Origin of the sequence: Paracoccus sp. UBA5162, assembly GCF_002413585.1 — a bacterium.
Lineage (GTDB): Bacteria > Pseudomonadota > Alphaproteobacteria > Rhodobacterales > Rhodobacteraceae > Paracoccus.
The window spans coordinates 48,759-70,853 of record NZ_DHXG01000055.1 but is presented as its reverse complement, the minus strand read 5'-3'; the positions used below and the strand labels follow the sequence as shown (position 1 = coordinate 70,853).

The 22,095-nt window shown below is 65.2% G+C and carries 23 protein-coding genes; 15 read left to right on the top strand and 8 right to left on the bottom strand.

The features are described 5' to 3' along the window. Window positions 1-526, bottom strand: a 526-nt coding sequence (locus B4A72_RS07995) for a hypothetical protein (protein WP_292958787.1), incomplete at its 3' end; no start/stop codon positions are given. Between the two features lie 157 nt (window positions 527-683). Here B4A72_RS07995 and fumC point away from each other — a divergent pair. From fumC to B4A72_RS07980, 3 genes are all read left to right on the top strand, one after another. Beyond that, entirely contained in the window at window positions 684-2,078 is a 1,395-nt protein-coding gene (gene fumC / locus B4A72_RS07990) for a class II fumarate hydratase (protein ID WP_292978305.1), read from the top strand. Window positions 2,079-2,150: 72 nt separating this feature from the next. Next, window positions 2,151-2,351 (top strand): DUF4169 family protein, encoded by a 201-nt coding sequence (locus B4A72_RS07985; RefSeq protein WP_292958783.1) that lies wholly within the window; start codon window positions 2,151-2,153, stop codon window positions 2,349-2,351. Beyond that, on the top strand, window positions 2,344-2,616 hold the full coding sequence (locus B4A72_RS07980) for a ribbon-helix-helix domain-containing protein (RefSeq protein WP_292958781.1): 273 nt from the start codon (window positions 2,344-2,346) through the stop codon (window positions 2,614-2,616). Before B4A72_RS07985 ends, B4A72_RS07980 begins: the two co-directional genes overlap by 8 nt. A 204-nt stretch (window positions 2,617-2,820) precedes the next feature. Here the strand turns inward: B4A72_RS07980 and cobS are convergent, their stop codons facing one another. Continuing rightward, window positions 2,821-3,792, bottom strand: coding sequence for a cobaltochelatase subunit CobS (gene cobS, locus B4A72_RS07975; protein ID WP_292958844.1), 972 nt, complete (start codon window positions 3,790-3,792; stop codon window positions 2,821-2,823). A 119-nt stretch (window positions 3,793-3,911) separates the two neighbouring features. Here cobS and B4A72_RS07970 point away from each other — a divergent pair, with 119 nt between their 5' ends. The 10 genes from B4A72_RS07970 (at window position 3,912) to B4A72_RS07925 (ending at window position 12,918) form a co-directional block, all read left to right on the top strand. Continuing rightward, on the top strand, window positions 3,912-4,478 hold the full coding sequence (locus B4A72_RS07970; protein WP_292958779.1) for a sigma-70 family RNA polymerase sigma factor: 567 nt from the start codon (window positions 3,912-3,914) through the stop codon (window positions 4,476-4,478). Further along, window positions 4,475-5,191 carry an anti-sigma factor gene (locus B4A72_RS07965; RefSeq protein WP_292958777.1) on the top strand — a complete coding sequence of 239 codons (717 nt, stop codon included), beginning with the start codon at window positions 4,475-4,477 and terminating at the stop codon, window positions 5,189-5,191. The genes B4A72_RS07970 and B4A72_RS07965 overlap by 4 nt, the downstream gene beginning before the upstream one ends. Before the next feature lie 98 nt (window positions 5,192-5,289). Continuing rightward, window positions 5,290-5,853, top strand: a complete 564-nt coding sequence (locus tag B4A72_RS07960) for a fasciclin domain-containing protein (protein WP_292958775.1) — start codon at window positions 5,290-5,292, stop codon at window positions 5,851-5,853. A gap of 160 nt (window positions 5,854-6,013) precedes the next feature. Continuing rightward, window positions 6,014-7,051 (top strand): DUF808 domain-containing protein, encoded by a 1,038-nt coding sequence (locus tag B4A72_RS07955; RefSeq protein ID WP_292958773.1) that lies wholly within the window; start codon window positions 6,014-6,016, stop codon window positions 7,049-7,051. Window positions 7,052-7,158: 107 nt separating this feature from the next. After that, entirely contained in the window at window positions 7,159-8,472 is a 1,314-nt protein-coding gene (gene ugpB, locus B4A72_RS07950; RefSeq protein ID WP_292958771.1) for a sn-glycerol-3-phosphate ABC transporter substrate-binding protein UgpB, read from the top strand. A gap of 72 nt (window positions 8,473-8,544) precedes the next feature. After that, entirely contained in the window at window positions 8,545-9,423 is an 879-nt protein-coding gene (gene ugpA, locus B4A72_RS07945; protein ID WP_292958769.1) for a sn-glycerol-3-phosphate ABC transporter permease UgpA, read from the top strand. After that, window positions 9,423-10,271 (top strand): sn-glycerol-3-phosphate ABC transporter permease UgpE, encoded by an 849-nt coding sequence (gene ugpE, locus B4A72_RS07940; protein ID WP_292978304.1) that lies wholly within the window; start codon window positions 9,423-9,425, stop codon window positions 10,269-10,271. The genes ugpA and ugpE overlap by 1 nt, the downstream gene beginning before the upstream one ends. A 1-nt stretch (window position 10,272) precedes the next feature. Beyond that, window positions 10,273-11,280, top strand: a complete 1,008-nt coding sequence (locus B4A72_RS07935; RefSeq protein ID WP_292958765.1) for a sn-glycerol-3-phosphate import ATP-binding protein UgpC — start codon at window positions 10,273-10,275, stop codon at window positions 11,278-11,280. Window positions 11,281-11,385: 105 nt separating this feature from the next. Further along, complete coding sequence (locus B4A72_RS07930; RefSeq protein WP_292958763.1) at window positions 11,386-12,492, top strand: M4 family metallopeptidase; 1,107 nt, start codon at window positions 11,386-11,388, stop codon at window positions 12,490-12,492. Between the two features lie 138 nt (window positions 12,493-12,630). Continuing rightward, window positions 12,631-12,918, top strand: a complete 288-nt coding sequence (locus B4A72_RS07925) for a protealysin inhibitor emfourin (RefSeq protein ID WP_292958761.1) — start codon at window positions 12,631-12,633, stop codon at window positions 12,916-12,918. 51 nt (window positions 12,919-12,969) lie between these two features. On the opposite strand, the gene B4A72_RS07920 is transcribed toward B4A72_RS07925, so the two are convergent. The 6 genes from B4A72_RS07920 to B4A72_RS07895 form a co-directional block, all read right to left on the bottom strand. Beyond that, a complete protein-coding gene (locus B4A72_RS07920) occupies window positions 12,970-13,950 on the bottom strand; it encodes a CorA family divalent cation transporter (RefSeq protein WP_292958759.1) in 981 nt (326 codons plus the stop codon). 27 nt (window positions 13,951-13,977) lie between these two features. Then, entirely contained in the window at window positions 13,978-15,228 is a 1,251-nt protein-coding gene (locus tag B4A72_RS07915) for a glycerate kinase type-2 family protein (protein WP_292958757.1), read from the bottom strand. A gap of 144 nt (window positions 15,229-15,372) precedes the next feature. Then, window positions 15,373-15,573, bottom strand: a complete 201-nt coding sequence (locus B4A72_RS07910; protein ID WP_292958755.1) for a CsbD family protein — start codon at window positions 15,571-15,573, stop codon at window positions 15,373-15,375. Between the two features lie 75 nt (window positions 15,574-15,648). Continuing rightward, the gene (locus tag B4A72_RS07905; protein ID WP_292958753.1) at window positions 15,649-16,599 is read right to left on the bottom strand and encodes an NAD(P)-dependent oxidoreductase; all 951 of its coding nucleotides are present in this window, start codon (window positions 16,597-16,599) and stop codon (window positions 15,649-15,651) included. Beyond that, window positions 16,599-16,928, bottom strand: a complete 330-nt coding sequence (locus B4A72_RS07900) for a tRNA-binding protein (RefSeq protein ID WP_292958842.1) — start codon at window positions 16,926-16,928, stop codon at window positions 16,599-16,601. Before B4A72_RS07900 ends, B4A72_RS07905 begins: the two co-directional genes overlap by 1 nt. Window positions 16,929-16,967: 39 nt before the next feature. Next, on the bottom strand, window positions 16,968-17,471 hold the full coding sequence (locus B4A72_RS07895) for a YbjN domain-containing protein (RefSeq protein ID WP_292958751.1): 504 nt from the start codon (window positions 17,469-17,471) through the stop codon (window positions 16,968-16,970). Window positions 17,472-17,644: 173 nt separating this feature from the next. Between B4A72_RS07895 and cobD the strand changes: the two genes are divergently transcribed. Further along, window positions 17,645-18,634, top strand: coding sequence for a threonine-phosphate decarboxylase CobD (gene cobD, locus B4A72_RS07890; protein ID WP_292958749.1), 990 nt, complete (start codon window positions 17,645-17,647; stop codon window positions 18,632-18,634). A gap of 122 nt (window positions 18,635-18,756) precedes the next feature. Continuing rightward, window positions 18,757-22,095 (top strand): DUF2126 domain-containing protein, encoded by a 3,339-nt coding sequence (locus B4A72_RS07885; protein WP_292978303.1) that lies wholly within the window; start codon window positions 18,757-18,759, stop codon window positions 22,093-22,095.

Here is a 22,095-nt window from a genome sequence, read left to right as displayed (position 1 = left end):
CAAAAGGCGTGGCGGAAGCGACCGTGATTTTCTGGATCGCCGGGATATTGTCCCAGCTTTCAAGCGCGTCGGTTCGCGGGCGAAGGAACACGTCGCCGTTCTGCATCTGAATGACCACGCCGCTTCTGGTCAGCACCTGGCCGCCGGCATAATCAGGCACCTTGATCTGGAACGTGGCCTGGACAAAGGACTGGACTTTCTGGCCCGATACGCTCGCCTCGGTCAGCGGATTCCGATACGAAAATTCGGCGGCGGTCCCGGGACTGGTCTGATAGGTCGTGCGATATCCGCCGCTTGAAGACACGGGGCTTCCCGTTGTGTCGGTCAGAGCGAACTGCGAACTGTCCTCGGCGTTCCAGCCCACGGCGGCGTTCGCCTGCGTCTGGGTGATGTTGTTCTTCGACGTCGGGTCCAGAAGCGACCGCTTTCCGAAATACAGCCAGGTTTGCGTTGGCATGATACGTTTCTTTCCTGATAGCCTGCAGCGTTGGCCGGGCCGTCCCGGCGGGGGCCGAGGCAGCGTCAACCCCGGAAAATATGCGTCTAGCACAACCAAAGGCTGAAATCACCCTGTCAATCAGTGGAACGCCATGTCGCTGTGTCGCTGTTGCACGACAGATGCGAATTGCCTGTCCAGTGGCTGGCCGCTACAAACCCGCGCGACAAAGGATGGGAGCGACAGGATGACCACGACCCGCACCGAGACCGACAGCTTTGGCCCGCTGGAGGTCGATGCCTCGAAATACTGGGGTGCGCAGACCCAGCGTTCGATCAGGAATTTTCCCATCGGCTGGGAACGCCAGCCGGTCGCGATCATCCGCGCGCTTGGCGCGATCAAGCTGGCGGCGGCGCGGGTGAACATGCGAAGCGGCGATCTGGATCCGGCAGTCGGGCGCGCGATGGAACAGGCCGCGACCGAGGTCTACGAGGGCCGGTTCGACGACAACTTCCCGCTGGTCGTCTGGCAAACGGGATCGGGCACGCAATCGAACATGAACGCCAACGAGGTCATCGGCAACCGCGCGATCGAGATTCTGGGCGGCCAGATGGGCAGCAAGGCCCCGGTTCATCCCAATGATCATGTGAACATGGGCCAGTCCAGCAACGATACCTTTCCCACGGCGATGCATGTCGGCATCGCGATGATGGCGCGCGATGTGCTGATTCCCGGTCTGGAAAAGCTGCATCAGGCGCTGGCAGCGAAGGCCGAGGAATTCCGGGACATCATCAAGATCGGCCGCACCCATACGCAGGACGCGACGCCGCTGACGCTGGGTCAGGAATTCGGCGGCTATGCCCATCAGGTCGCCAAGGGAATCGAGCGGGTGAAGCTGGCTCTGGGCGACATCTACGAACTGGCGCAGGGCGGCACCGCCGTGGGCACCGGCCTGAACACGAAGAAGGGCTGGGACACCGAAATCGCGGCCGAGATCGCCGCCATCACCGACCTGCCCTTCGTCACGGCCCCCAACAAGTTCGAGGCGCTGGCCGCCCATGATGCGATGGTGTTCTTTTCCGGCGCGCTGAAGACCGTCGCTGCCTCGTTGTTCAAGATCGCCAATGACATCCGCCTGCTGGGATCGGGTCCGCGATCGGGCCTGGGGGAACTGATCCTGCCCGAAAACGAGCCCGGATCCTCGATCATGCCCGGCAAGGTCAACCCGACCCAGGCCGAGGCGCTGACCATGGTCTGCGCGCATGTGATGGGCAACGACGCCGCCGTGACCTTTGCCGGCAGCCAGGGTCATTTCGAACTGAACGTCTACAACCCGATGATGTCCTACAACGTCATCCAGTCGATGCAGCTTCTGGGCGATGCGGCCTCGTCCTTCACCGACAACATGGTGGTGGGCACGCAGGCCAATACAGCCCGCATCGACAAGCTGATGAAGGAATCGCTGATGCTGGTCACGGCGCTGGCGCCTTCCATCGGCTATGACAATGCCACCAAGGTCGCCAAGACCGCGCACCGGAACGGCACGACCCTGCGCCAGGAAGCCGTCGCGCTTGGCTTCGTCGATGCCGAGACCTTCGACCGGATCGTTCGTCCCGAGGACATGATCGGCCCCAGGGAATGAACAGCGCTTGACCGGATCGGGCCGGTCCGGGGTAGTATGCCGCTCCGCCCCGGCCCTTTCCATCGGAACGCCATGACCCGAATCATCAACCTGCGACAGGCCCGCAAACACCGCGCCCGCAATGCCAGCCGCGCGGCGGGCGACACGAATGCGGCGAAATTCGGCGAGGCGAAGCCGCTGCGCGATCTGCGCAAGGCGGAAAAGGACCGCGCCCTGCGCGACCATGACAGCCACAGGATCGACCGGACCGACGAGACCGGCCCGGATGGCTGAGCCGATCCTGCCCCCCGTGACCCCGCCGCTCAAGCGGTCGGTGACGATCGACGGGCACCGCACCTCGGTCTCGCTGGAGGATGCATTCTGGCATGACCTGGCGGCGCTCGCGAAGCGGCGCGGCGAGACTCGGGCAAGCCTGATCGGCAGGATCGACCACGCCCGGCCGCCCGAGGTCGGACTGGCCACCGCGTTGCGGCTGTTCGTTCTGGCCGAGACAAAGCGCGGTCTGGCGCAGATCCGCACGGCAGGGACGCAGGCATGATCTGACCTGCCCGGAGGTCATGCAAGCCCGGACGCCGGTGCTTTCCTGTCCGGGGCCGGAACGCTGGGACCGGCCTTTTCACCGGAAAAGACCGGGCTTGACGCGCGGCGCCGGCCGCCACAAGGGGGGGATGCCGTGATCCTGATCACGGACGATCTCACGCCCATCCGGCCCGCGGCGCGGCCCCCGCAGGCGGCGGGACGGCTATTTCGCGCTGGCGGCGGCGCTTTCCGGCAATTCCTCGTCGAACAGGCGCTGGTAGAATTCGGCCACCGTCTGACGCTCGAGTTCGTCGCATTTGTTGAGAAAGGTCAGGCGGAAGGCATAGCCCACATTGTCGAAGATGCGCGCGTTCTGTGCCCATGAAATGACCGTCCGCGGCGACATCACGGTGGACAGATCGCCCTGCATGAAGGCCGTCCGCGTCAGATCCGCCAGCGTCACCATCTGGTTGATCGCCTTGCGACCCTTCTCGTTGTTGTAGTTGGGGTTCTTGGCCAGCACGATGGCGGCCTCGGCGTCGTGGGACAGATAATTCAGCGTCGAGACCAGCGACCATCGGTCCATCTGTCCCTGGTTGATCTGCTGGGTCCCGTGATAGAGGCCGGTCGTATCGCCCAGGCCCACGGTGTTGGCGGTCGCAAACAGCCGGAAGCAGGGATTGGGGGTGATGACCTCGTTCTGGTCCAGCAGGGTCAGCTTGCCGTCGGCTTCCAGCACGCGCTGGATCACGAACATCACGTCGGCGCGGCCGGCATCGTATTCGTCGAAGACGATCGCGGTCGGGTTGCGCAGCGCCCAGGGCAGGATGCCTTCGTGAAACACCGTCACCTGCTTGCCATCGACCAGCTTGATCGCGTCCTTGCCGATCAGGTCGATGCGGCTGACATGGCTGTCCAGGTTGACGCGCACACACGGCCAGTTAAGCCGGGCCGCCACCTGTTCGATATGGGTGGACTTGCCGGTGCCGTGATAGCCCTGGATCATCACCCGGCGGTTATAGGCAAAGCCCGCGAGGATCGCGAGCGTGGTGTCGGGGTCGAACTTGTAGGTGCTGTCGATCTCGGGCACCCGGTCGCTGCGCTCGGCAAAGCCCCTGACCTTCATGTCGCTGTCCAGCCCGAAGGTTTCACGCAGGTCGATTTCCTCGGTGGGTTTGGCGTTCATGTCCAGCATCATCGGGCCCTTTCCTCGCAACGCCGCCTTGATCGCGCATTCGTGCGGCGCGCGCAAGACAGGGTCGCGTTGACGTGTGCGAAGACCCTGCCTAATCTGCCCTGCGAACAAGGATGGGAATGAACGTGGCTTTGAAAGAGGCGCGCAGGGTCGAGCTGGAGGAAATGATCGCGCGGGTGGCCCTGGCCGACCGCGAGGCCTTCGATGCGCTGTATGACGCGACCTCGGCGAAACTGCATGCGGTCTGCCTGTCGCTGCTGAAGGACCGTCCCGAAGCCGAAGAGACCCTGCAAGAGGTCTATGTCAGGATCTGGCAGAATGCGGCGCGCTATGCCTCGAACGGCCTGTCGCCGATGACCTGGCTGATCACCATCGCCCGCAACCGCTCGATCGACCGGCTTCGGGCGCGCAAGTCCCGTCCTGCCACGGCGCCGGCCGAGGCCGCCGACGCGGTCCCCTCGGCCGAGCCCGGCCCCGAGGCCGCGACGATCCGCGCCCAGGAGCGCCGGATGCTGGATGAATGCCTTGCACAACTGGGCGAGCCGCAGGCCGGTGCCGTCCGCGCCGTCTATCTGGAAGGGGAAACCTATGCCGATCTGGCCGCCCGCGAGGGCAAGCCGATCAACACCGTCCGCAGCTGGCTGCGCCGCAGCCTGTTGCGCCTGAAGGATTGCGTGGGTCAATGAACGAGGACACGCCCCTGACCCCGGAACAGGAAGACGACGCGCTGGCGGCGGAACTGGCCCTTGGCCTGCTTGACGGGGACGAGGCACAGGCCGCCGTCGCGCGGCTGGCGCAGGATCCGGCCTTCGCCCAGGCCGTGCGCGACTGGCAAGAGCGACTGGCGGGCCTTGCGCTGAACCTGACGCCGGTGATGGCGCCTGCCCGTGCGCGGCAGCGCATCCGCGAACAGCTGGGCCATGGACGCGCGCCGCTGGCCGACGACCCGTCGGCGCGCGCGGCGCCGTGGTGGCGCGGGCCCATCGGCGCGCTGACCGGCCTGGTGGCGGTCGCGGCCGTCGCCCTGTTCCTGTGGATGCCCGGACAGACGCCGACCACCGCGCCCGTCGCCGCCGATTACCAGGCACAACTCGTGTCCGAAGACGACAGCCTGCGCGTCGCCGCCCGGCTGGATGGCCGCGAGATGGAGATCGCGCTGGAACAGGGGACCGCCGCCGAGGGCCGCGACTATGAGATCTGGTGGATCAAGCCCGACGGTTCGGACCCGATCTCGCTGGGCCTGGTGCCGCGATCGGGCAATGCGCGGATGGAACTGCCCTCGGATCTGAACCCCGACGAGGGCGTCCAGATCGCGCTGTCGGACGAACCTCAGGGCGGCTCGCCCACCGGGCAGGCAACCGGGCCCATCGTCGCGATAGCGCCGCTCACGCCGACGTGATCCGGGCGGCCCCGCCGGCCGCGCAACTTATCCTGAATGCTTCCGTGCCTGTGGGTATCGCAGCCGAAAACCGGCTGTTCCAACCCGGAGGAAGATTCATGAAACGCTTCACCACCGCGCTTGCCGCATCCGCCATCGCCCTCAGCCTTGCCGGAGGCGCCTACGCCGACAACACGATGGTCGGCGGCGTCGAGATGTTGCCGACGAACAACGTCGTCGAGAACGCTTCGAACGCGCCCAACCTGACCACGCTGGTCTCGGCGGTTAAGGCCGCGGGTCTGGTCGAAACGCTGATGGGACCCGGACCGTTCACCGTGTTCGCGCCCACGAACGCCGCTTTCGCGAAACTGCCCGAGAAAGCCGTGGCTGACCTGCTGAAGCCTGAAAACAAGGACATGCTGACCAAGGTCCTGACCTGCCATGTCGCCGCCGCGGACGCGATGTCGCCCGCCATCGGCAAGATGATCAAGGATAATGGCGGCAGCTATGCAATCGACACCGTGGGCGGCTGCAAACTGACTGCCTCGATCAACCCCGACAATCAGGCGCTGCAGCTGACCGACGAAAACGGCACTGTCGCGACCGTGACCACGCCGGATGTCAAGCAGGCGAACGGCGTCGTCCACGTGATCGACACGGTTCTGATGCCGAAGATGATGTAATACGGCACAGACCGGCCCGCCTTCCCCGGCGGGTCGACTGGCCCGCGCGAATCCCCTTCCGCGCGGGCCTTTTTCCTGTCCGAACCCCCGAACCGCCTTGCGCGCCGCGCGTTGCATCGTCACGGTTGGGACGGAAAACGGGGCAAGGACAGATGCGGGCATGAGCGGACTCATTGCGCTTCTGGACGATGTCGCGGCCATCTCGAAGGTCGCGGCCACGTCCATCGACGATGTGGCGGGACAGGCCGCCAAGGCCGGCGCCAAGGCGGCCGGAGCCGTGATCGACGATGCGGCCGTGACGCCGAAATACGTCGACGGCTTCGATGCAAGCCGCGAGATTCCGATCGTCTGGAAGATCGCCAAGGGGTCGATCTTCAACAAGCTGGTGATCCTGCTGCCGGTCGGCCTGCTGCTGTCGGCCTTCGCGCCCTGGCTGATCACGCCGCTTCTGATGATCGGCGGCGGCTATCTGTGTTTCGAAGGCGCCGAGAAGGTCGCCCAGATCTTTGTCCGCACAGACCGCCACGACAGCCAGAAACACATCCGCCCCGAAGGCGCCGGCGCGGCGCTGGAGGAGAAGCGCGTGGCGGGGGCGATCAAGACCGATTTCATCCTCTCGGCCGAGATCATGACCATCGCGTTGTCGACCATTCCGGCCAGCGACACGCTGTGGACGAAGGCGCTGATCCTGTTCGTCGTGGCCATCGGGATCACCGTGGCCGTCTATGGCGCGGTGGCGCTGATCGTGAAGGCCGATGATCTGGGCGTGCATCTGGCGACCGGGCGCAGCGGTGCGCTGGCCTCGCTTGGTCGCGGCATCGTCAAGGTGATGCCGGGCCTGATGAAGACTCTGACCATCGTCGGCACCGCCGCGATGTTGTGGGTCGGCGGCAACATCATCCTGCACGGCCTCTCCGAGATGGGCTGGCAAGTCATCTATGGCTGGATCGAGGAGACCGCGGCGAAGGCTGCCGAGGCGGTTCCACGGGCGCCGGGCGCAGTCGCCTGGATGACCACCGCCTTTTTCGACGGAATCTTCGGCCTGCTGCTGGGGCTGATTCTGATCCCGCTGGTCGAATACCTGATCAATCCCGCGCTGTCGGCCACAATCATTCCGCTGATCGCTTCGGCAAAGCGGGTCCTTGGCGGCAAAGGCCCGCAAAAGGCCGAGGAAAAGAGCAGCGGCGATCCGCGTTGACCGTCTGGTCAAAGACTGTCACATTTGCCTCACGAAAGAGTTGCGCTTCCGTCATGCGAGACCGCTAGGTCCGGTAGCGATCCACAACTCCTGAGGGGAGGAAGAACATGAAACGCCTGATTACCGCTTCCGCGGTGGCGCTGATCGCGTCGCTGTCGGCCGCCAATGCCCAGACCGAAATCCAGTGGTGGCACGCCATGGGCGGCGAGCTGGGCTCCAAGCTGGAAGAAATCGTCCAGGGCTTCAATGACAGCCAGAACGAATACAAGGTCGTCCCGTCCTACAAGGGCACCTATCCCGAGACGATGACCGCCGCCATCGCGGCGTTCCGCGCCAAGCAGCAGCCGACCATCGTGCAGGTCTTCGAGGTCGGCACCGGAACCATGATGGCCGCCCAGGGCGCCATCGTCCCGGTCTATCAACTGATGCAGGACAACGATGTCCAGTTCGACCCGAACGCCTTCCTGCCGGCGGTCGTGGGCTATTATACGGACACTGACGGCAACATGCTGTCGATGCCGTTCAACAGCTCGACGCCGATCCTGTATTACAACAAGGATGTGTTCGAGAAGGCCGGCCTGGACCCGGAACAGCCCCCGAAGACCTGGGGCGAGATGGAAGAATTCTCGAAGAAGATCATCGATTCGGGCGCCGCGTCCTGCGGCTTCACCACCGGCTGGGTCAGCTGGATCCAGACCGAGAATTTCAGCGCCTGGCACAACCAGCCGGTCGGCACCGAACAGAACGGCTTCGGCGGACTGGATGCGCGGCTGTCGCTGAACGGCCCGGTTCAGGTCAAGCATTGGGAAAACCTCAAGAAATGGGCCGATGAAGGCATCTTCAAATATGGCGGCCCGGTCGGCGGCGACAACGCACCGCCCATGTTCTATTCGCAGGAATGCGCGATGATCATGAACAGTTCGGCCAGCCGTGCCGGTGTCCTGGCCAATGCCCAGGATTTCCAGGTCGGCTTCGGGATGCTGCCCTATTACGACGATGTCGAGGGCGCGCCGCAAAACACCATCATCGGCGGCGCGACCCTGTGGGTTCTGTCGGGACGCCCGGAGGAGGAATACAAGGGCGCCGCCAGGTTCTTCGAATATCTCTCTTCGCCCGATGTCCAGGCCGACTGGGCCTCGTTCTCGGGTTATCTGCCGATCACGCAGGCCGCGGCGGACCAGATGTCGGGCTTCTTCGCCGACAATCCCGGCGCCGATACCGGCCTGAAAGAGATCACGCTGAACCCGCCGACCGAGAATTCCAAGGGTCTGCGCTTTGGCAATTACGTCCAGATCCGCGGCATCATCGACGAGGAATTCGAACAGCTTCTGGCCGGTTCGAAAGACGCCCAGGGCGCGCTGGATTCGGTGGTCGAGCGGGGCAACAAGCTGCTCGAGGAATTCCAGGCGCAAAACCAGTAGGAACGGATCGGGGGCCGCGATCGGTCGCGGTCCCCATCCCTTGCCGACCGGCCCGCACCACCCGGAGATGCGATGAAGCGCACAATTTTCAGCAATCAGTTGCTGCCATGGCTGCTGCTGGCCCCACAGCTGGCCATTACCTTCATCTTCTTCCTCTGGCCCGCCGGCCAGGCGATCAGGCAAAGTTTCCTGCGCGAAGACGCCTTTGGCATCAATACAAGCTTCGTGGGGCTGGCGAATTTCCGGGCGCTGCTGGACAGTCCGGAATACCTGGAATCGGTGAAGGTCACGGCGGTTTTCGCCGTCTCCGTGACGGTCGTGTCGATGGGCGTGGCGCTGCTGCTGGCGGTGGCCGTGGACCGGATGCTGAAATCGGCGCGCGTCTACACAACCCTGCTGGTCTGGCCCTATGCGGTCGCGCCGGCCGTGGCCGGCATCCTGTGGTGGTTCATCTTCAACCCGACCATCGGCATCATGCCCTATGTGCTGGATGTCATCGGCTATGACTGGAACCATGTCAGTTCCAAGACCGATGCGATGATCCTTGTCGTCATCGCCAGCGCGTGGAAGCAGATCAGCTACAACTTCCTGTTCTTCGTCGCCGGCCTGCAGGCCATTCCGGCCTCCATGCGCGAGGCCGCCGCCATCGACGGCGCCGGCCCCGTCAGGCGTTTCTTCGACATCACCTTTCCGCTGCTGTCGCCCACGACCTTCTTTCTGCTCGTGATCAATATCGTCTATGCCATGTTCGAGACCTTCGGCGTCATCGACGCCACGACCGAGGGCGGACCCGCGCGGGCCACCAACATCATGGTCTACAAGGTGTATTTCGACGGTTTCGTGGGACAGAATATCGGCAGTTCGGCGGCGCAATCGGTGGTCTTGATGCTGCTGGTGATCACGCTGACGATCATCCAGTTCCGCTGGGTCGAAAAGAAGGTCGAATACTGATGATCGAAAATCGCCCCGGCCTGAACATCCTCGCCCATCTGGTGCTGATCCTCGGCGTCGTGATCGTCGCCCTGCCCGTGTGGGTGGCCTTCGTCGCCTCGACCCGGTCCGCGACCGATTTCATGTCGGGCACCGTGCCGATGTGGCCCGGCCCCCATCTGGTCGAGAATTATGCCCGGATGCTGGACAGCGGCGTCTCGACCAGCGGCACACCGCCGGTCGCGCGGATGATGTTCAACAGCCTTGTCATGGCGCTGTCGATCGCCACCGGCAAGATCGCCATCTCGATCCTGTCGGCCTTCGCCATCGTCTACTTCCGCTTTCCGCTTCGCGGGCTGGCCTTCTGGTGCATCTTCGTGACGCTGATGCTGCCGGTCGAGGTCCGCATCGTGCCGACCTTTCAGGTCGTGGCGGGGCTGGGCCTGCTGAATTCCTATGCCGGGCTCTCGGTTCCGCTGATCGCCAGCGCCACCGCCACCTTCCTGTTCCGACAGGTGTTCCTGACCATGCCCGACGAGTTGGTCGAGGCCGCGCGGATCGACGGCGCCGGGCCGATGAAGTTCTTTCGCGACATCCTGCTGCCGCTGTCACGAACCAACATGGCGGCCCTGTTCGTGATCCTGTTCATCTATGGCTGGAATCAATATCTGTGGCCGCTGCTGATCACCACGGATGCGCAATATTACACCATCGTCGCCGGCATCAAGCGCATGGCAGACGCCGTCGACGGTCTGCCGCAATGGCATCTGGTCATGGCGACCGCGGTGCTGGCCATGTTGCCGCCCGTCGCGGTGGTGATCGGAATGCAGAAGCTGTTCGTCAAAGGTCTCGTCGAGACGGAGAAATAAGTTGGCATCCATCAAACTGGACAATCTCGGCAAGATCTATCCCGGCGGCAGCCGCGCCGTGGGCGGCGTCAAGCTTGATATCGCTGACGGTGAATTCATCGTTCTGGTCGGGCCATCGGGCTGCGGCAAATCCACGCTTCTGCGCATGGTCGCGGGACTGGAAAGCATCACCGAAGGCGAGGTCCGGATCGGTGACCGCGTGGTCAACAAGGTCGAACCCGCCGACCGCGACATCGCGATGGTGTTTCAGAACTACGCCCTCTATCCGCATATGTCGGTGCGTCAGAACCTGGCTTACGGCCTGAAGAACCGCCGCACGCCCAAGGCCGAGATCACCCGGCGCGTGGACGAGGCCGCCGCAATCCTGCAAATCGGCCCGTTTCTGGACCGCAAGCCGCGTGCCCTGTCGGGCGGGCAGCGTCAGCGCGTGGCAATGGGCCGCGCCATCGTGCGCGAACCGGCAGCCTTTCTGTTCGACGAACCGCTGTCCAACCTTGACGCCAAGTTGCGCGTGGCGATGCGCCTGGAAATCAAGGACTTGCAGAAACGACTGCGGACGACCTCGATCTACGTTACCCATGACCAGCTTGAGGCGATGACACTGGCCGATCGGCTGGTCGTTTTGAATGCCGGTCAGGTCGAACAGATCGGCACCCCGCTGGATGTCTATCGCCGTCCCGCCTCGACCTTCGTGGCCGGATTCATCGGCAGCCCGGCAATGAACCTGATTCCGGCCCGCGCCGTGCCGCATCTGCCCGGCAGCGCCCATGCCGCCGTGATCGGCATCCGCCCCGAGGATCTGGTTCCCGATCCCGACGGCCCGATCGAGATGCAGGTCGGCGCGATCGAGGAACTGGGCGCACAGCGCCTGGTCCACGGCAAGGTCAACGGCGCCGACGTGACGATCGCCCTGCCCTCGCATGGCGAATTGTCCGACAGGCTGCGCCTGAATGCCGCCCCCGAGGCCCTGCATCGCTTCGACGATAAAAGCGGCAAGCGGCTGGACTGAACGCCCTTTCGGCCGCGGGTGATCGGTGAGCAGCGACTCATGTTCCGTCTTTGTTCCGGGTACGGGCTGTGTTAACCTCGATTCTCCAGCCAGAGGTGAATACGCATGTGCCATTCGGTCTGTTCGCGCGACCCCATCCGCTCGATCCAGTGCATCGTCCCGCCCCACATGCTGCGCGTGATCGCCTTGCGGGGCGATGAACGCACTGCCGAAATGGCGCGCAGCCTGCTGAAGCAGACGCAGCAACTGCGCCAGGAACGCGAGGATCACGTCCATCCCGGCACGCCCGGCCCCGATATGCCGCCAGCCGCCGCTGTCGCGCGACGAAAGCGTGGCGCAAGGGCCAGCCGGTACCGCCCCGACCGCCGCGTCCATGACGGCCAGCACAAGGCGGCCCTTCCCGGCACGCTGGTCCGGGCGGAAGGCGATCCGCCCGCCGGGATCGCGGATGCCGACCGCATGTATGATGCGATGGGCGAGGTGTTTTCGCTTTACGCCGATCAGTTCGACCGCGATTCGCTGGACGGTCACGGGATGCCGCTGCTGGCGACCGTGAACCACCGGCGCAACTACAACAACGCCTTCTGGGATGGCGATCAGATGGCCTTCGGCAATGGCGACGGAAAGCTGTTTCGCAGTTTCATCGACCCCACGGTGATCGCGCATGAAATGACCCATGGCGTGATCCAGTATTCCGGCGGGCTGATCTATCAGGATCAGTCGGGCGCGCTGAACGAAAGCCTGGCCGACGTCTTCGCCGCGATCTCGGTCCAGCATCAGCTGAAGCAGACACCGGCGGAGGCCGACTGGATCATCGGGGGCGAATTGCTGGGTCCGGACATCAAGGGCGTCGGGCTGCGCAGTCTGAAGGCGCCAGGCACAGCCTATCACGACGATCTTCTGGGTCAGGATCCGCAACCCTTTCACATGGACAATTTCCTGTCCACCAAGGACGACGATGGCGGCGTCCACATCAATTCCGGGATCCCGAACCATGCCTTCTATCTGTATTGCATGTTGCTGGGCGGGCCATCCTGGGAAAAGCCGGGCCAGATCTGGTATCGCGCCCTGCAAGAGATGAACAATCCGCTGGCCACCTTCGCCGAATGGTCTGACCAGACCGTCGCCGCCGCGATCACGCTTTACGGCATGGGCAGCCCCGAGATGGTGTTGCTGCGACGGGCCTGGAAGCTGGTCGGACTGCCGGGCTAGGGCGACCTCGGTCGTTTTCCGGGGTCCGGCGGCGCGTCCGGCCTGCCCCTATCCTTTCGGTGATCTTGCCGGACCGCCTTTCCCGCCTTATCTTCTGCGCATATGGGTTGTGCAGCGATAGGCGCCGGGTGTGTTGCCATGATCATCGAAATATCGTCCAGCGGCGGCTTTGCCGGAGTTCCGGCCGCCGCCATGAACAAGCGGATCGACGTGGATCAGCAGACCCCGCAGATGCGGCAGGAAATCTGCGAGGCGTTCGAGCCGCGCGATCTGAGCCAGCTTGCCTCGAAATCTGGCGCGCGCCGGGGCGCTGACATGATGACCTATCGCATCACCGTCACCGACCGGCAGGCCGGCGCGCATGTCTTCACGATTCGCGAGGATCAGCTTCCACCCCAGATGCTGGACCTGATCGACCAGATGTAGGATCTTGGCCGTCCCTGCCCCAAGTGCGGCAGGCCGATAGCCGCCTCCGGGCTACAGCCAGTTCTTCCAGCGCAGCACCAGCCACGTTCCCCCGGCCGTTGCCGCCATCAGCAGCAGCGCGGCGGGATAGCCCCATGCGGTGTCCAGTTCCGGCATCGAGGTGAAGTTCATCCCGTAGATGCTGGCGATCAGCGTCGGCGGCAGGAAGAGGGCTGCGATCACCGACAGGATGCGCACCGTGTTGTTCTGTTCCAGATTGATCATGCCCAGGGTCGTGTCCACCGCCAGACTGACCCGTGAGCCCAGAAAATCGGCATGGACTTCCAGCGCCTGGATGTCGCGCATATGGCCCCGGATCACCGGGCGCAGCCTTTCGGGTTCGGGCCGTTCGTCGATGGTCGCGGTATAGAAGGCCAGAATCCGTTCGACCGTCAGCAGGCCAAGGCGCACCCGAGCCATCAGGTCCGCCTCGCGCCCCACCTCGCGCAGCGCCGTTTGCAGGCGATCGGCCGTGCCGCGCGCGCGGCGCCCGGTCGCGCCGGGGCGGCTTTCGAACACGCCCGCGGTCGTCTCGTCCAGCAGCCGACCCGAATTTTCGAGGATGTCGGCCAGGCGCGCGATGATCTCTTCCACCAGCCCCGAGAACAGCCTGTCCACCGTGCCGCAGCCAAGGGTCGATCGTTCGGCCCTCGCGGGAAAGGTCAGGAACGGCCGGGGCGCATGGTGACGGACTGTCACCAGACGCTCGGACGACAGGATGAAACTGACCGGCATCGCCGCGCGCTGGCCATCAGCGCGTTCGCCGGGCAGAACGGCCGTCATGTAGTCGAAGCCGTCCTCGCGATACAGACGGTTGGAGATCTCGATTTCTTCCATCTCGGCCAGACTGGGAACCTCGAGGCCAAGCTGGCGTATCTGCGTCACCTCGTCTTCGGTGGGAACGACCGCGTCGATCCAGACGGCGCGGCGCAGATCGGCAAGGTCCGCCAGACGCGACAAGCGGCCATTGCGAATCTCGTAGGCGTAGATCATCGGCAATCGTTCCCTTGCGGTCCGGGTCTAGATTTCGGCGCCGCGCAGGAAAACGGCCAGATCGGCGACATTGGTGCCTGTCGGTCCGGTTTGGACCAAACCGCCTGCGGCGGCAAGCGCGGGGGTGGAATCGTTGTCGGCAAGCACCCGGTCCAGATCGATGCCCGCCGCCTCGATCCGCGTCAGCGTGCCGGGATCGACAATGCCGCCTGCTGCCTCGCCCGGCCCGTCGCGGCCGTCGCTGCCGACCGAGGCAAAGCACCAGTCACCCTTCAATCCCCCTTCCGCCGCAGCCCGCGCGAACCGCAAGGCCAATTCCTGATTGCGTCCGCCCATGCCCTTGCCGGTCAGGCGCACGGTCGTCTCGCCACCGAAGACCAGCGGAACACCGGGACGTGCCTGCCGCGCCGCAGCGACCAAGACACGGGCGCAATCCTCGACATCGCCCTCCAGCGGCACGGCCCCGTCACATCCTCCGGCTGCGACCATGGCCTGAACGCTGTGCCTGTTCGAGCCGACAAGAATATTGCGCGCCTCGGGCAGATCGCCGCGATCATCGGACCGCGACAGGGCGGCGCGGACAGCATCGGGCAGCCGATCCCATATCTCCAGCGCGCGCGCCGTCCGTGCCGCTTCGGCGATGGTTCCGATCGGCGCGACCGTCGGCCCCGAGGCCACCACCCGCAGATCGTCACCCGGAACATCCGAAAGGATCAGCGCCGTGATCGGCGCCGGCCCCTGACGCAGCCAGCCGCCGCCCTTCAGTCGCGACAAGGCCTGCCGGATCAGGTTGGTTTCGCGGATGTCGGCGCCCGATGCCAGCAGCAGCCTGTTGACCTCTTGCTTCTCGGTCAGGGTCACCCCCTCGACCGGGGCGGGCAACATCGCCGAACCGCCGCCCGAGATCAGCGCCAGGATCCGATCTGCCGGGCGGCTTTCAGCCAGTCTCTCCGCAACCCGGCGGGCGGCCTGCGCGCCGTCCTCGTCCGGCACCGGATGCCCGGCGCGCAGCACCTCGGCCCGCATCAGCGGCGCATCGTTGCCGGCATTGGTCACGATCAGCGTCTGCGCGTCGGGCAATTGCTTCATCGCCGTCATCGCCATGGCGCGCGCGGCCTTTCCCACTGCAATAATCCGCCAGGAACCGCCTGAACGCGGCGGATCAGCGATCACCGACGGCATGGCCGCATTGACGGCCAGCGACGGATCGGCGGCCCCGATCCCGATCCAGACAAGCGCAAGCGCCTTCGAAGCCAGAGGATTGTCTGTCTTGGTCATGGCTGCATATTCCGGGATTTGCGGCCGGATGGAAAGAGCCCCGGAGCAAGCCCGACCGCCGCCGGCCGCATCATCGAACAGCCGGGCGCCATGAAAAAGGGCGCCTTCCCGGCGCCCCTCGCTGTCGCGCGTCAAGGATCGGCCCTAGACGCTGTCGCGAAAATAATTGTCGATCTCGCGATCGGCCTCGTCCTTGCTCCAGCCGTATTTCTCCTGAAGCTTTCCAGCCAGACGATCCTTGTTGCCGTCGATCTGATCCAGCTCGTCATTGGTCAGTTCGCCCCACTTTTCCTGGACCGAACCCTTGACCTGTTTCCACTTGCCTTGGACAACATCCCAATTCATAGCGACCTCCTTTGGTCTTGATGATCGCGGGAACAACGGCCGGACAGAGGCCGCGGTTCCAAGAACCAACATAAGTCAGTTCACCAGATCGCGCGCCCGTCCTCCGTTGCGATGGTCCAGCAGATTCTGCAATGCCCGCATCCCCATATCCGTCCGCACCGTTTCCGTGGCCGTGCCCAGATGCGGCAGCAGGGTGACATTGGGCGCCTGAATCAGGGCCTGCGGAATGTGGGGTTCGGCCTCGTAGACATCCAGCCCCGCACCGGCGATCGTTGCGCTGTTCAGTGCCTCGATCAGCGCCGCTTCCTCGACCACGTCGCCCCGCGCGATATTGACCAGATAGCCCGCCGACCCCAGGGCGCGCAGCTCCGGCCCGCCGATCATGTGCCGGGTGCCGCCGCCGCCGGGAACCGCGACCACTGCCACATCAGCGGCCGCCAGGGTCTCGCACAGGCCGGGCATCTGCTGGGCGGGAATATCCAGCGAGGAAACGGTCGAGCGGTTGTGAAAGACGACCCGCATCCCGAATCCCAGATGGCAGCGCCGGGCGATCGCCTTGCCGATCCGGCCCATGCCGATGATGCCGACCGTCGCGCCGCTGACATGGCCGCCCAGAAGCTGCGTCGGGTTCCAGCCGGTCCATTTGCCCGCGCGCAGCAGCGCCTCGCCCTCGCTGGCCCGACGCATCGCCATCAGGATCAGCGTCAGCGCGATATCGGCGGTGGCGTTTGTCACCACGTCCGGCGTGTTCGAAACCGCAACCCCCGCCGCCCGCGCCGCGGCAATGTCGATATGGTTGTAGCCGGCGCCGAAATTCGCCAGCATCCGGCAGCGCAGATCGCCGCCGGCAAAGGCACCCGCCGTGAAGGCGTCGCCCAGCGTCGGCAGGATCGCGTCATAGTCGCGCAAGGCCCGCGCCGCGCCCGCCTCGTCCAGCGGCGTGTTGTCGCGGAAGGTCGCATCGAACTGCGCGGCGATGGATGCGGTCGCCCGATCCGTCATCGGGCGCGTGACCAGAAGCTTCATCAGAACAACCTTCCCCCGTCAGGCACGGACAGATCCGGCGCGATCAGCACCACCTCGCCGGCATCGTCGGGCACGCCCAGAACCAGCACCTCGGACATGACCGGACCGATCTGGCGCGGCGGAAAATTCACCACGCACAGGGCCTGCCTTCCGACCAGGGCTTCGGGTGTATAATGTTTCGTGATCTGGGCCGAGGATTTGCGCTGGCCCAGTTCCCCAAGATCCAGCCACAGTTTGATGGCTGGCTTTCGCGCCTCGGGGAAAGGTTCGGCCCGGACGATCGTGCCGACCCTGATATCGACCTTCATGAAATCGTCGAAACCGATCATCATGCGCGGTTTCTCGCATCGGCAGGGCGCAACGGACCCTCAGGCCCGTCCGAAGGCTTCGCCCAGGGCGATGTCCAGCGCGGCTGCGGGTTCCGCGTTGCCCCAGCCGACCAGCTGGAACGAGGGATAGAACCGTTCGCACCCGATCAGGGCATTGCCGATCATCCGGTCGACCTGCTCGGCCGAGGCGACCTGATCGCCGGCCAGAACCAGCCCATAGCGCCAGACCATCAGCCGTTGCTGCGCCCAGAAGGTGAAGCCCCCGTCCCAGACCTGATCATTGGCCAGGTTCAGCGTCTCGTAGACCAGCGGCAGCTTGTCGGCTGGCGGGTCCATGTCGAAGGTGCAGATCAGGCGCAGCACCTCTTCGCGCGGCGACCATGCCAGCGTCAGCGAATAGCTGCGCCACTGCCCCTCGACCACCATCGCGATCTGGTCGTCGGCGAGACGGTCGAAATCCCATTCGTGATGGGCGGCGACAGCCTCTACGATATCGATGGGATGGATCTCGTCGCTGGGAATGAAATGATCGGTCTGAGCCATAGCCTGGATCCTGCCTCTCTGCGGGAGCGATTCTGTCGCCGCTAACCCTCGGTCTGTGGACAATACCGGGCATAGGTGCCCGAATGTTCCTACCATATATCGTGGGCGCGAATCTCTCGCGAGTAAAGTGAAAATTCGTTAACGAATGGCGTGGACGGAACGGGGAGAACGGCATGGACCGCGATCACGGGGGCGATATCGACCGCGCGGCGCGGCGCTTTGGCACGGGGGACTGGCTGGACCTTTCGACCGGGATCAACCGCAGGCCATGGCCGGTTGGCACCCTTCCCGATCACGTCTGGCGGGCCCTGCCGACCGCCGCGGCCCGCGATCGTCTGATCGGTGTCGCCGCCGGCCGGCTGGGTTGCGATCCTTCCCGCGTGCTGCCGGTCGCCGGCGCCTCGGCGGCGATCCAGCTGTTGCCACGGCTGCTGCCGCGCGGACGCGCCTCGGTCCTGGCGCCCAGCTATAACGAACACGCGGCCAGCCTGCGCGCGGCGGGCTGGACGGTCGACGAGGTGAAAGACCCGCAGGACATGGCGGGGGCGGATCTGGCGGTTCTCGTGAACCCGAACAACCCCGACGGCCGCGAATGGCGGCCGCAAACCCTCGGCCGCCTCGCGGGCCGGGTCGGCCATCTGCTGGTGGACGAAAGTTTCGCCGATCCACGCCCGGACTTGTCGCTGGCCGCCACATGTCCCGACAATACCCTGATTCTGCGCAGCTTCGGCAAGTTCTGGGGCCTCGCGGGCCTGCGCCTCGGCTTCGTCATCGCCGCCCCCGCCATCCTTTCGCGGATCGCCGAAGAATCGGGGCCCTGGCCCGTCAACGGCCCCGCGCTCGAGATCGGCGCCAGGGCCATGGCCGATCGCGACTGGGCCGAGGATGCGATCCTTTATCATTCCGAGGCCAGCCTGCATCTGGACCATGTGGCGCAGCGCGCCGGATGGCAGCCCTTGGGCGGCACTCACCTGTTCCGCCTTTATGACACGCCGGATGCTGGACAGGCGCGCGACGGCCTGGCCCATGCCCGTATCTGGACCCGCCGCTTCCCCTATTCGCGCCACTGGCTTCGCCTTGGCATTCCCGGCAGCGCCGCCGAATGGGACCGGCTGCAGGATGCCCTCGGCCGCCTCGCGCTCTTGCCAAATACCTCGGGGTGAATTGGCCGCAGGCCAAGAGGGGCAGCGCCCCTGCCGGCACGCCGGCAAGGACAAGCCGGCTTTGTGTCTCGCCCTCGGCTGCGCATTGTGTAAGCTGAGCAAAAGCCGAACAGGGACGGATCATGTCGATCAAGGCCAGCATCTACCACCTGACCCACTACAGATACGACCGCCCGGTCAGCCTGGGTCCACAGATCATCCGCCTGCGGCCGGCGCCGCATTCGCGCACCCGGGTGCTGTCGCATTCGCTGAAAGTCTCGCCCGCGGATCATTTCGTCAATCACCAGCAGGATCCCTTTGGAAACTGGCTGGCCCGCTTCGTCTTTCCCGAACCGGTGCGCGAATTGAAGATCGAGGTCGATCTGGTCGCGGACATGAGCATCCACAACCCGTTCGACTTCTTCGTCGAGGACAGCGCCGACCAATGGCCTTTCGATTACGCCCCCGACCTGGCCGAGGAGCTGGTGCCCTACCGGCAGGCCGAACCGGCGGGACCGCTGCTGCGCAAGCTGCTGGACAGCATCCCGCGCCAGAAGACCCGAACAGTCGATTTCGTGGTCAACCTGAATGCCCGGATCGCGGGCGAAACCGGCTATACGATCCGGATGGAGCCGGGCGTCCAGACGCCCGAGGAAACGCTGTCGCTGAAAAGCGGATCCTGCCGCGATTCCAGCTGGCTGCTGGTCAATGCCCTGCGCCACCTGGGTTTCGCGGCGCGCTTCGTGTCGGGCTATCTGATCCAGTTGAAGCCCGACCTGAAGGCGCTGGACGGTCCCTCGGGCACCGAGGTCGATTTCACCGACCTTCATGCCTGGGCCGAGGTCTATCTGCCCGGCGCGGGCTGGATCGGGCTGGATCCGACATCCGGCCTGCTGACCGGTGAAAGCCATATCCCGCTGGCCGCCGCGCCGCATTACCGGTCCTGCGCCCCGATCAGCGGCGCGGCCAGCTTTGCCGAGGTCGATTTCAACTTCGACATGCAGGTGCGCCGGGTGGCCGAGCATCCGCGCATTACCAAACCGTTCAGCGACGAGGCATGGGCCAGCCTGGACCGGCTGGGCGAGACCGTCGATGCCGCCCTGCGCAAGGGCGATGTGCGCCTGACCATGGGCGGCGAGCCGACCTTCGTGTCGATCGACGACTTCGAAAGCGAGGAATGGAACACCGCCGCCGTCGGCCCGGCCAAGCGCGTCCTGGCCGACAAGCTGGTTCGCAGGCTGCGCAAGCGTTTCGCACCGAACGGATTTCTGCATTACGGGCAAGGCAAATGGTATCCGGGCGAAACCCTGCCGCGATGGACCTTCTCGATCTACTGGCGGCGGGACGGCCAGCCGGTCTGGCAGAACCCCGACCTGATCGCGCAAGAGGTCGACGAGGGCGCGGTCACGCCGTTGCAGGCGCAGGAATTGCTGCGCGAGGTCGCGCGGGAACTGGATGTCAGCGACGCCAATGTCATGCCCGCCTATGAAGACCCGGCCGAATGGCTGGTGCGCGAAGCGAAGCTGCCGCCCAACGTGACGCCCGAAAACTCGAAGCTCGACGATACCGAGGAACGGCACCGCATCGCCGCCGTCTTCGATCGCGGCCTGACCGAACCCGTCGGCTTCGTGCTGCCGGTGCAAAGCTGGCAATCGAAATCCCACCTGCGCTGGTATTCGGAAAAGTGGCGGCTGCGGCGCGGACATGTCTTCCTGGTGCCCGGCGACAGCCCGGTCGGCTATCGCCTGCCGCTGAATTCGCTGCCCTGGCTGCCACCCTCGGTCTATCCCTATATCAACCCGACCGATCCCGCCGTGGACCGCCCGCCCCTGGCCGATCCGTCGCCGATCCCGCCGGCGCGCAAGTCCCAGCCGATGGCCAGTTTCGTGGCCGGCGGCCCGGTTCAGGGGGTCGTCGAACAGGGCCAGCCCCGGGGCGATGGCGAACACGACCTGTCCGGGCTGGTTCGCACCGCGCTGTCGGTCGAGCCCAAGAACGGCCGGCTCTGCGTGTTCATGCCCCCCGTCGCCACGCTGGAGGAATACCTGGATCTGCTGCGCGCGGTCGAGGCCGCCGCCCTGCGGCTGGATCTGAAGGTCCATGTCGAAGGCTATGCGCCGCCGCACGATCCGCGGCTGAACGTGATCCGTGTCGCCCCCGATCCCGGCGTGATCGAGGTGAACATCCATCCCGCCGAAAGCTGGCAGGATTGCGTCCGGATCACGCAGGGCGTCTATGACGATGCCCGCCAGTCGCGGCTGGGGGCCGAGAAATTCATGATCGACGGCAAGCATGCCGGCACCGGCGGCGGCAACCATGTCGTCGTGGGCGGCGCGACCACGAATGACAGTCCGTTCTTGCGCCGCCCGGATCTGCTGGCCAGCCTGATCCTGTACTGGAACCGCCATCCCTCGCTGTCCTATCTGTTCTCGGGCCTGTTCATCGGTCCGACCTCTCAGGCCCCGCGCATCGACGAGGCCCGCCACGACGCGCTCTACGAACTGGAAATCGCGCTGTCCCAGATCCCCGCGCCCGGTCGCGGCCCCGCCCCGCTGCCATGGCTGGCCGACCGGCTGTTGCGCAACATCCTGACGGATGTGACCGGCAACACCCACCGGGCCGAGATCTGCATCGACAAGCTGTATTCCCCCGATGGCCCGACCGGGCGGCTGGGACTGGTCGAGTTTCGCGGCTTCGAGATGCCGCCCGATGCGCGGATGAGCCTGGCCCAGCAATTGCTGCTGCGCGCCCTGATCGCGCGGTTCTGGAACGAACCGCTGACCGGTGATCTGACCCGCTGGGGCACGGCCCTGCATGACCGCTTCATGCTGCCGCATTTCGTCTGGACCGATTTCTGCGACGTTTTGCAGGACATGACGAACCACGGCTTTCCGATGCAACGGGAATGGTTCAGGGCGCAGGCCGAATTCCGCTTTCCCTTCTGCGGCGAGACCCAGGTCGAGGGCGTGCATCTGGAACTGCGCCAGGCGCTGGAGCCGTGGCACGTCCTGGGCGAGACCGGCGCGCTTGGCGGCACCGTGCGCTATACCGACAGCTCGACCGAGCGTTTGCAGGTCAAGCTGTCCGCCGCCGATCCGACCCGCTATCAGGTGCTGTGCAATGGCCGCGCGCTGCCGCTGACAGATATCGGCGCGAGCGAGGCCGTGGCCGGTGTGCGTTTCAAGGCATGGCAGCCCGCCTCCGCGATGCATCCCGTCATCCCGGTCGATGCGCCGCTGACCTTCGACATCTTCGACACCTGGTCGGCCCTCGCGCTTGGCGGCTGCGTCTATCACGTCGCCCATCCCGGCGGGCGCAACTACGAGACTTTCCCCGTCAACAACAACGAGGCCGAGGCGCGCCGACTGGCCCGGTTCCAGCCGTTCGGCCATCGTCCGGGCCATTTCCATGTCGTCGCGCCCGAACGGCCGCATCGCGAATTTCCGATGACGCTGGATCTGCGGCGCGCGGTCGGGATCTGA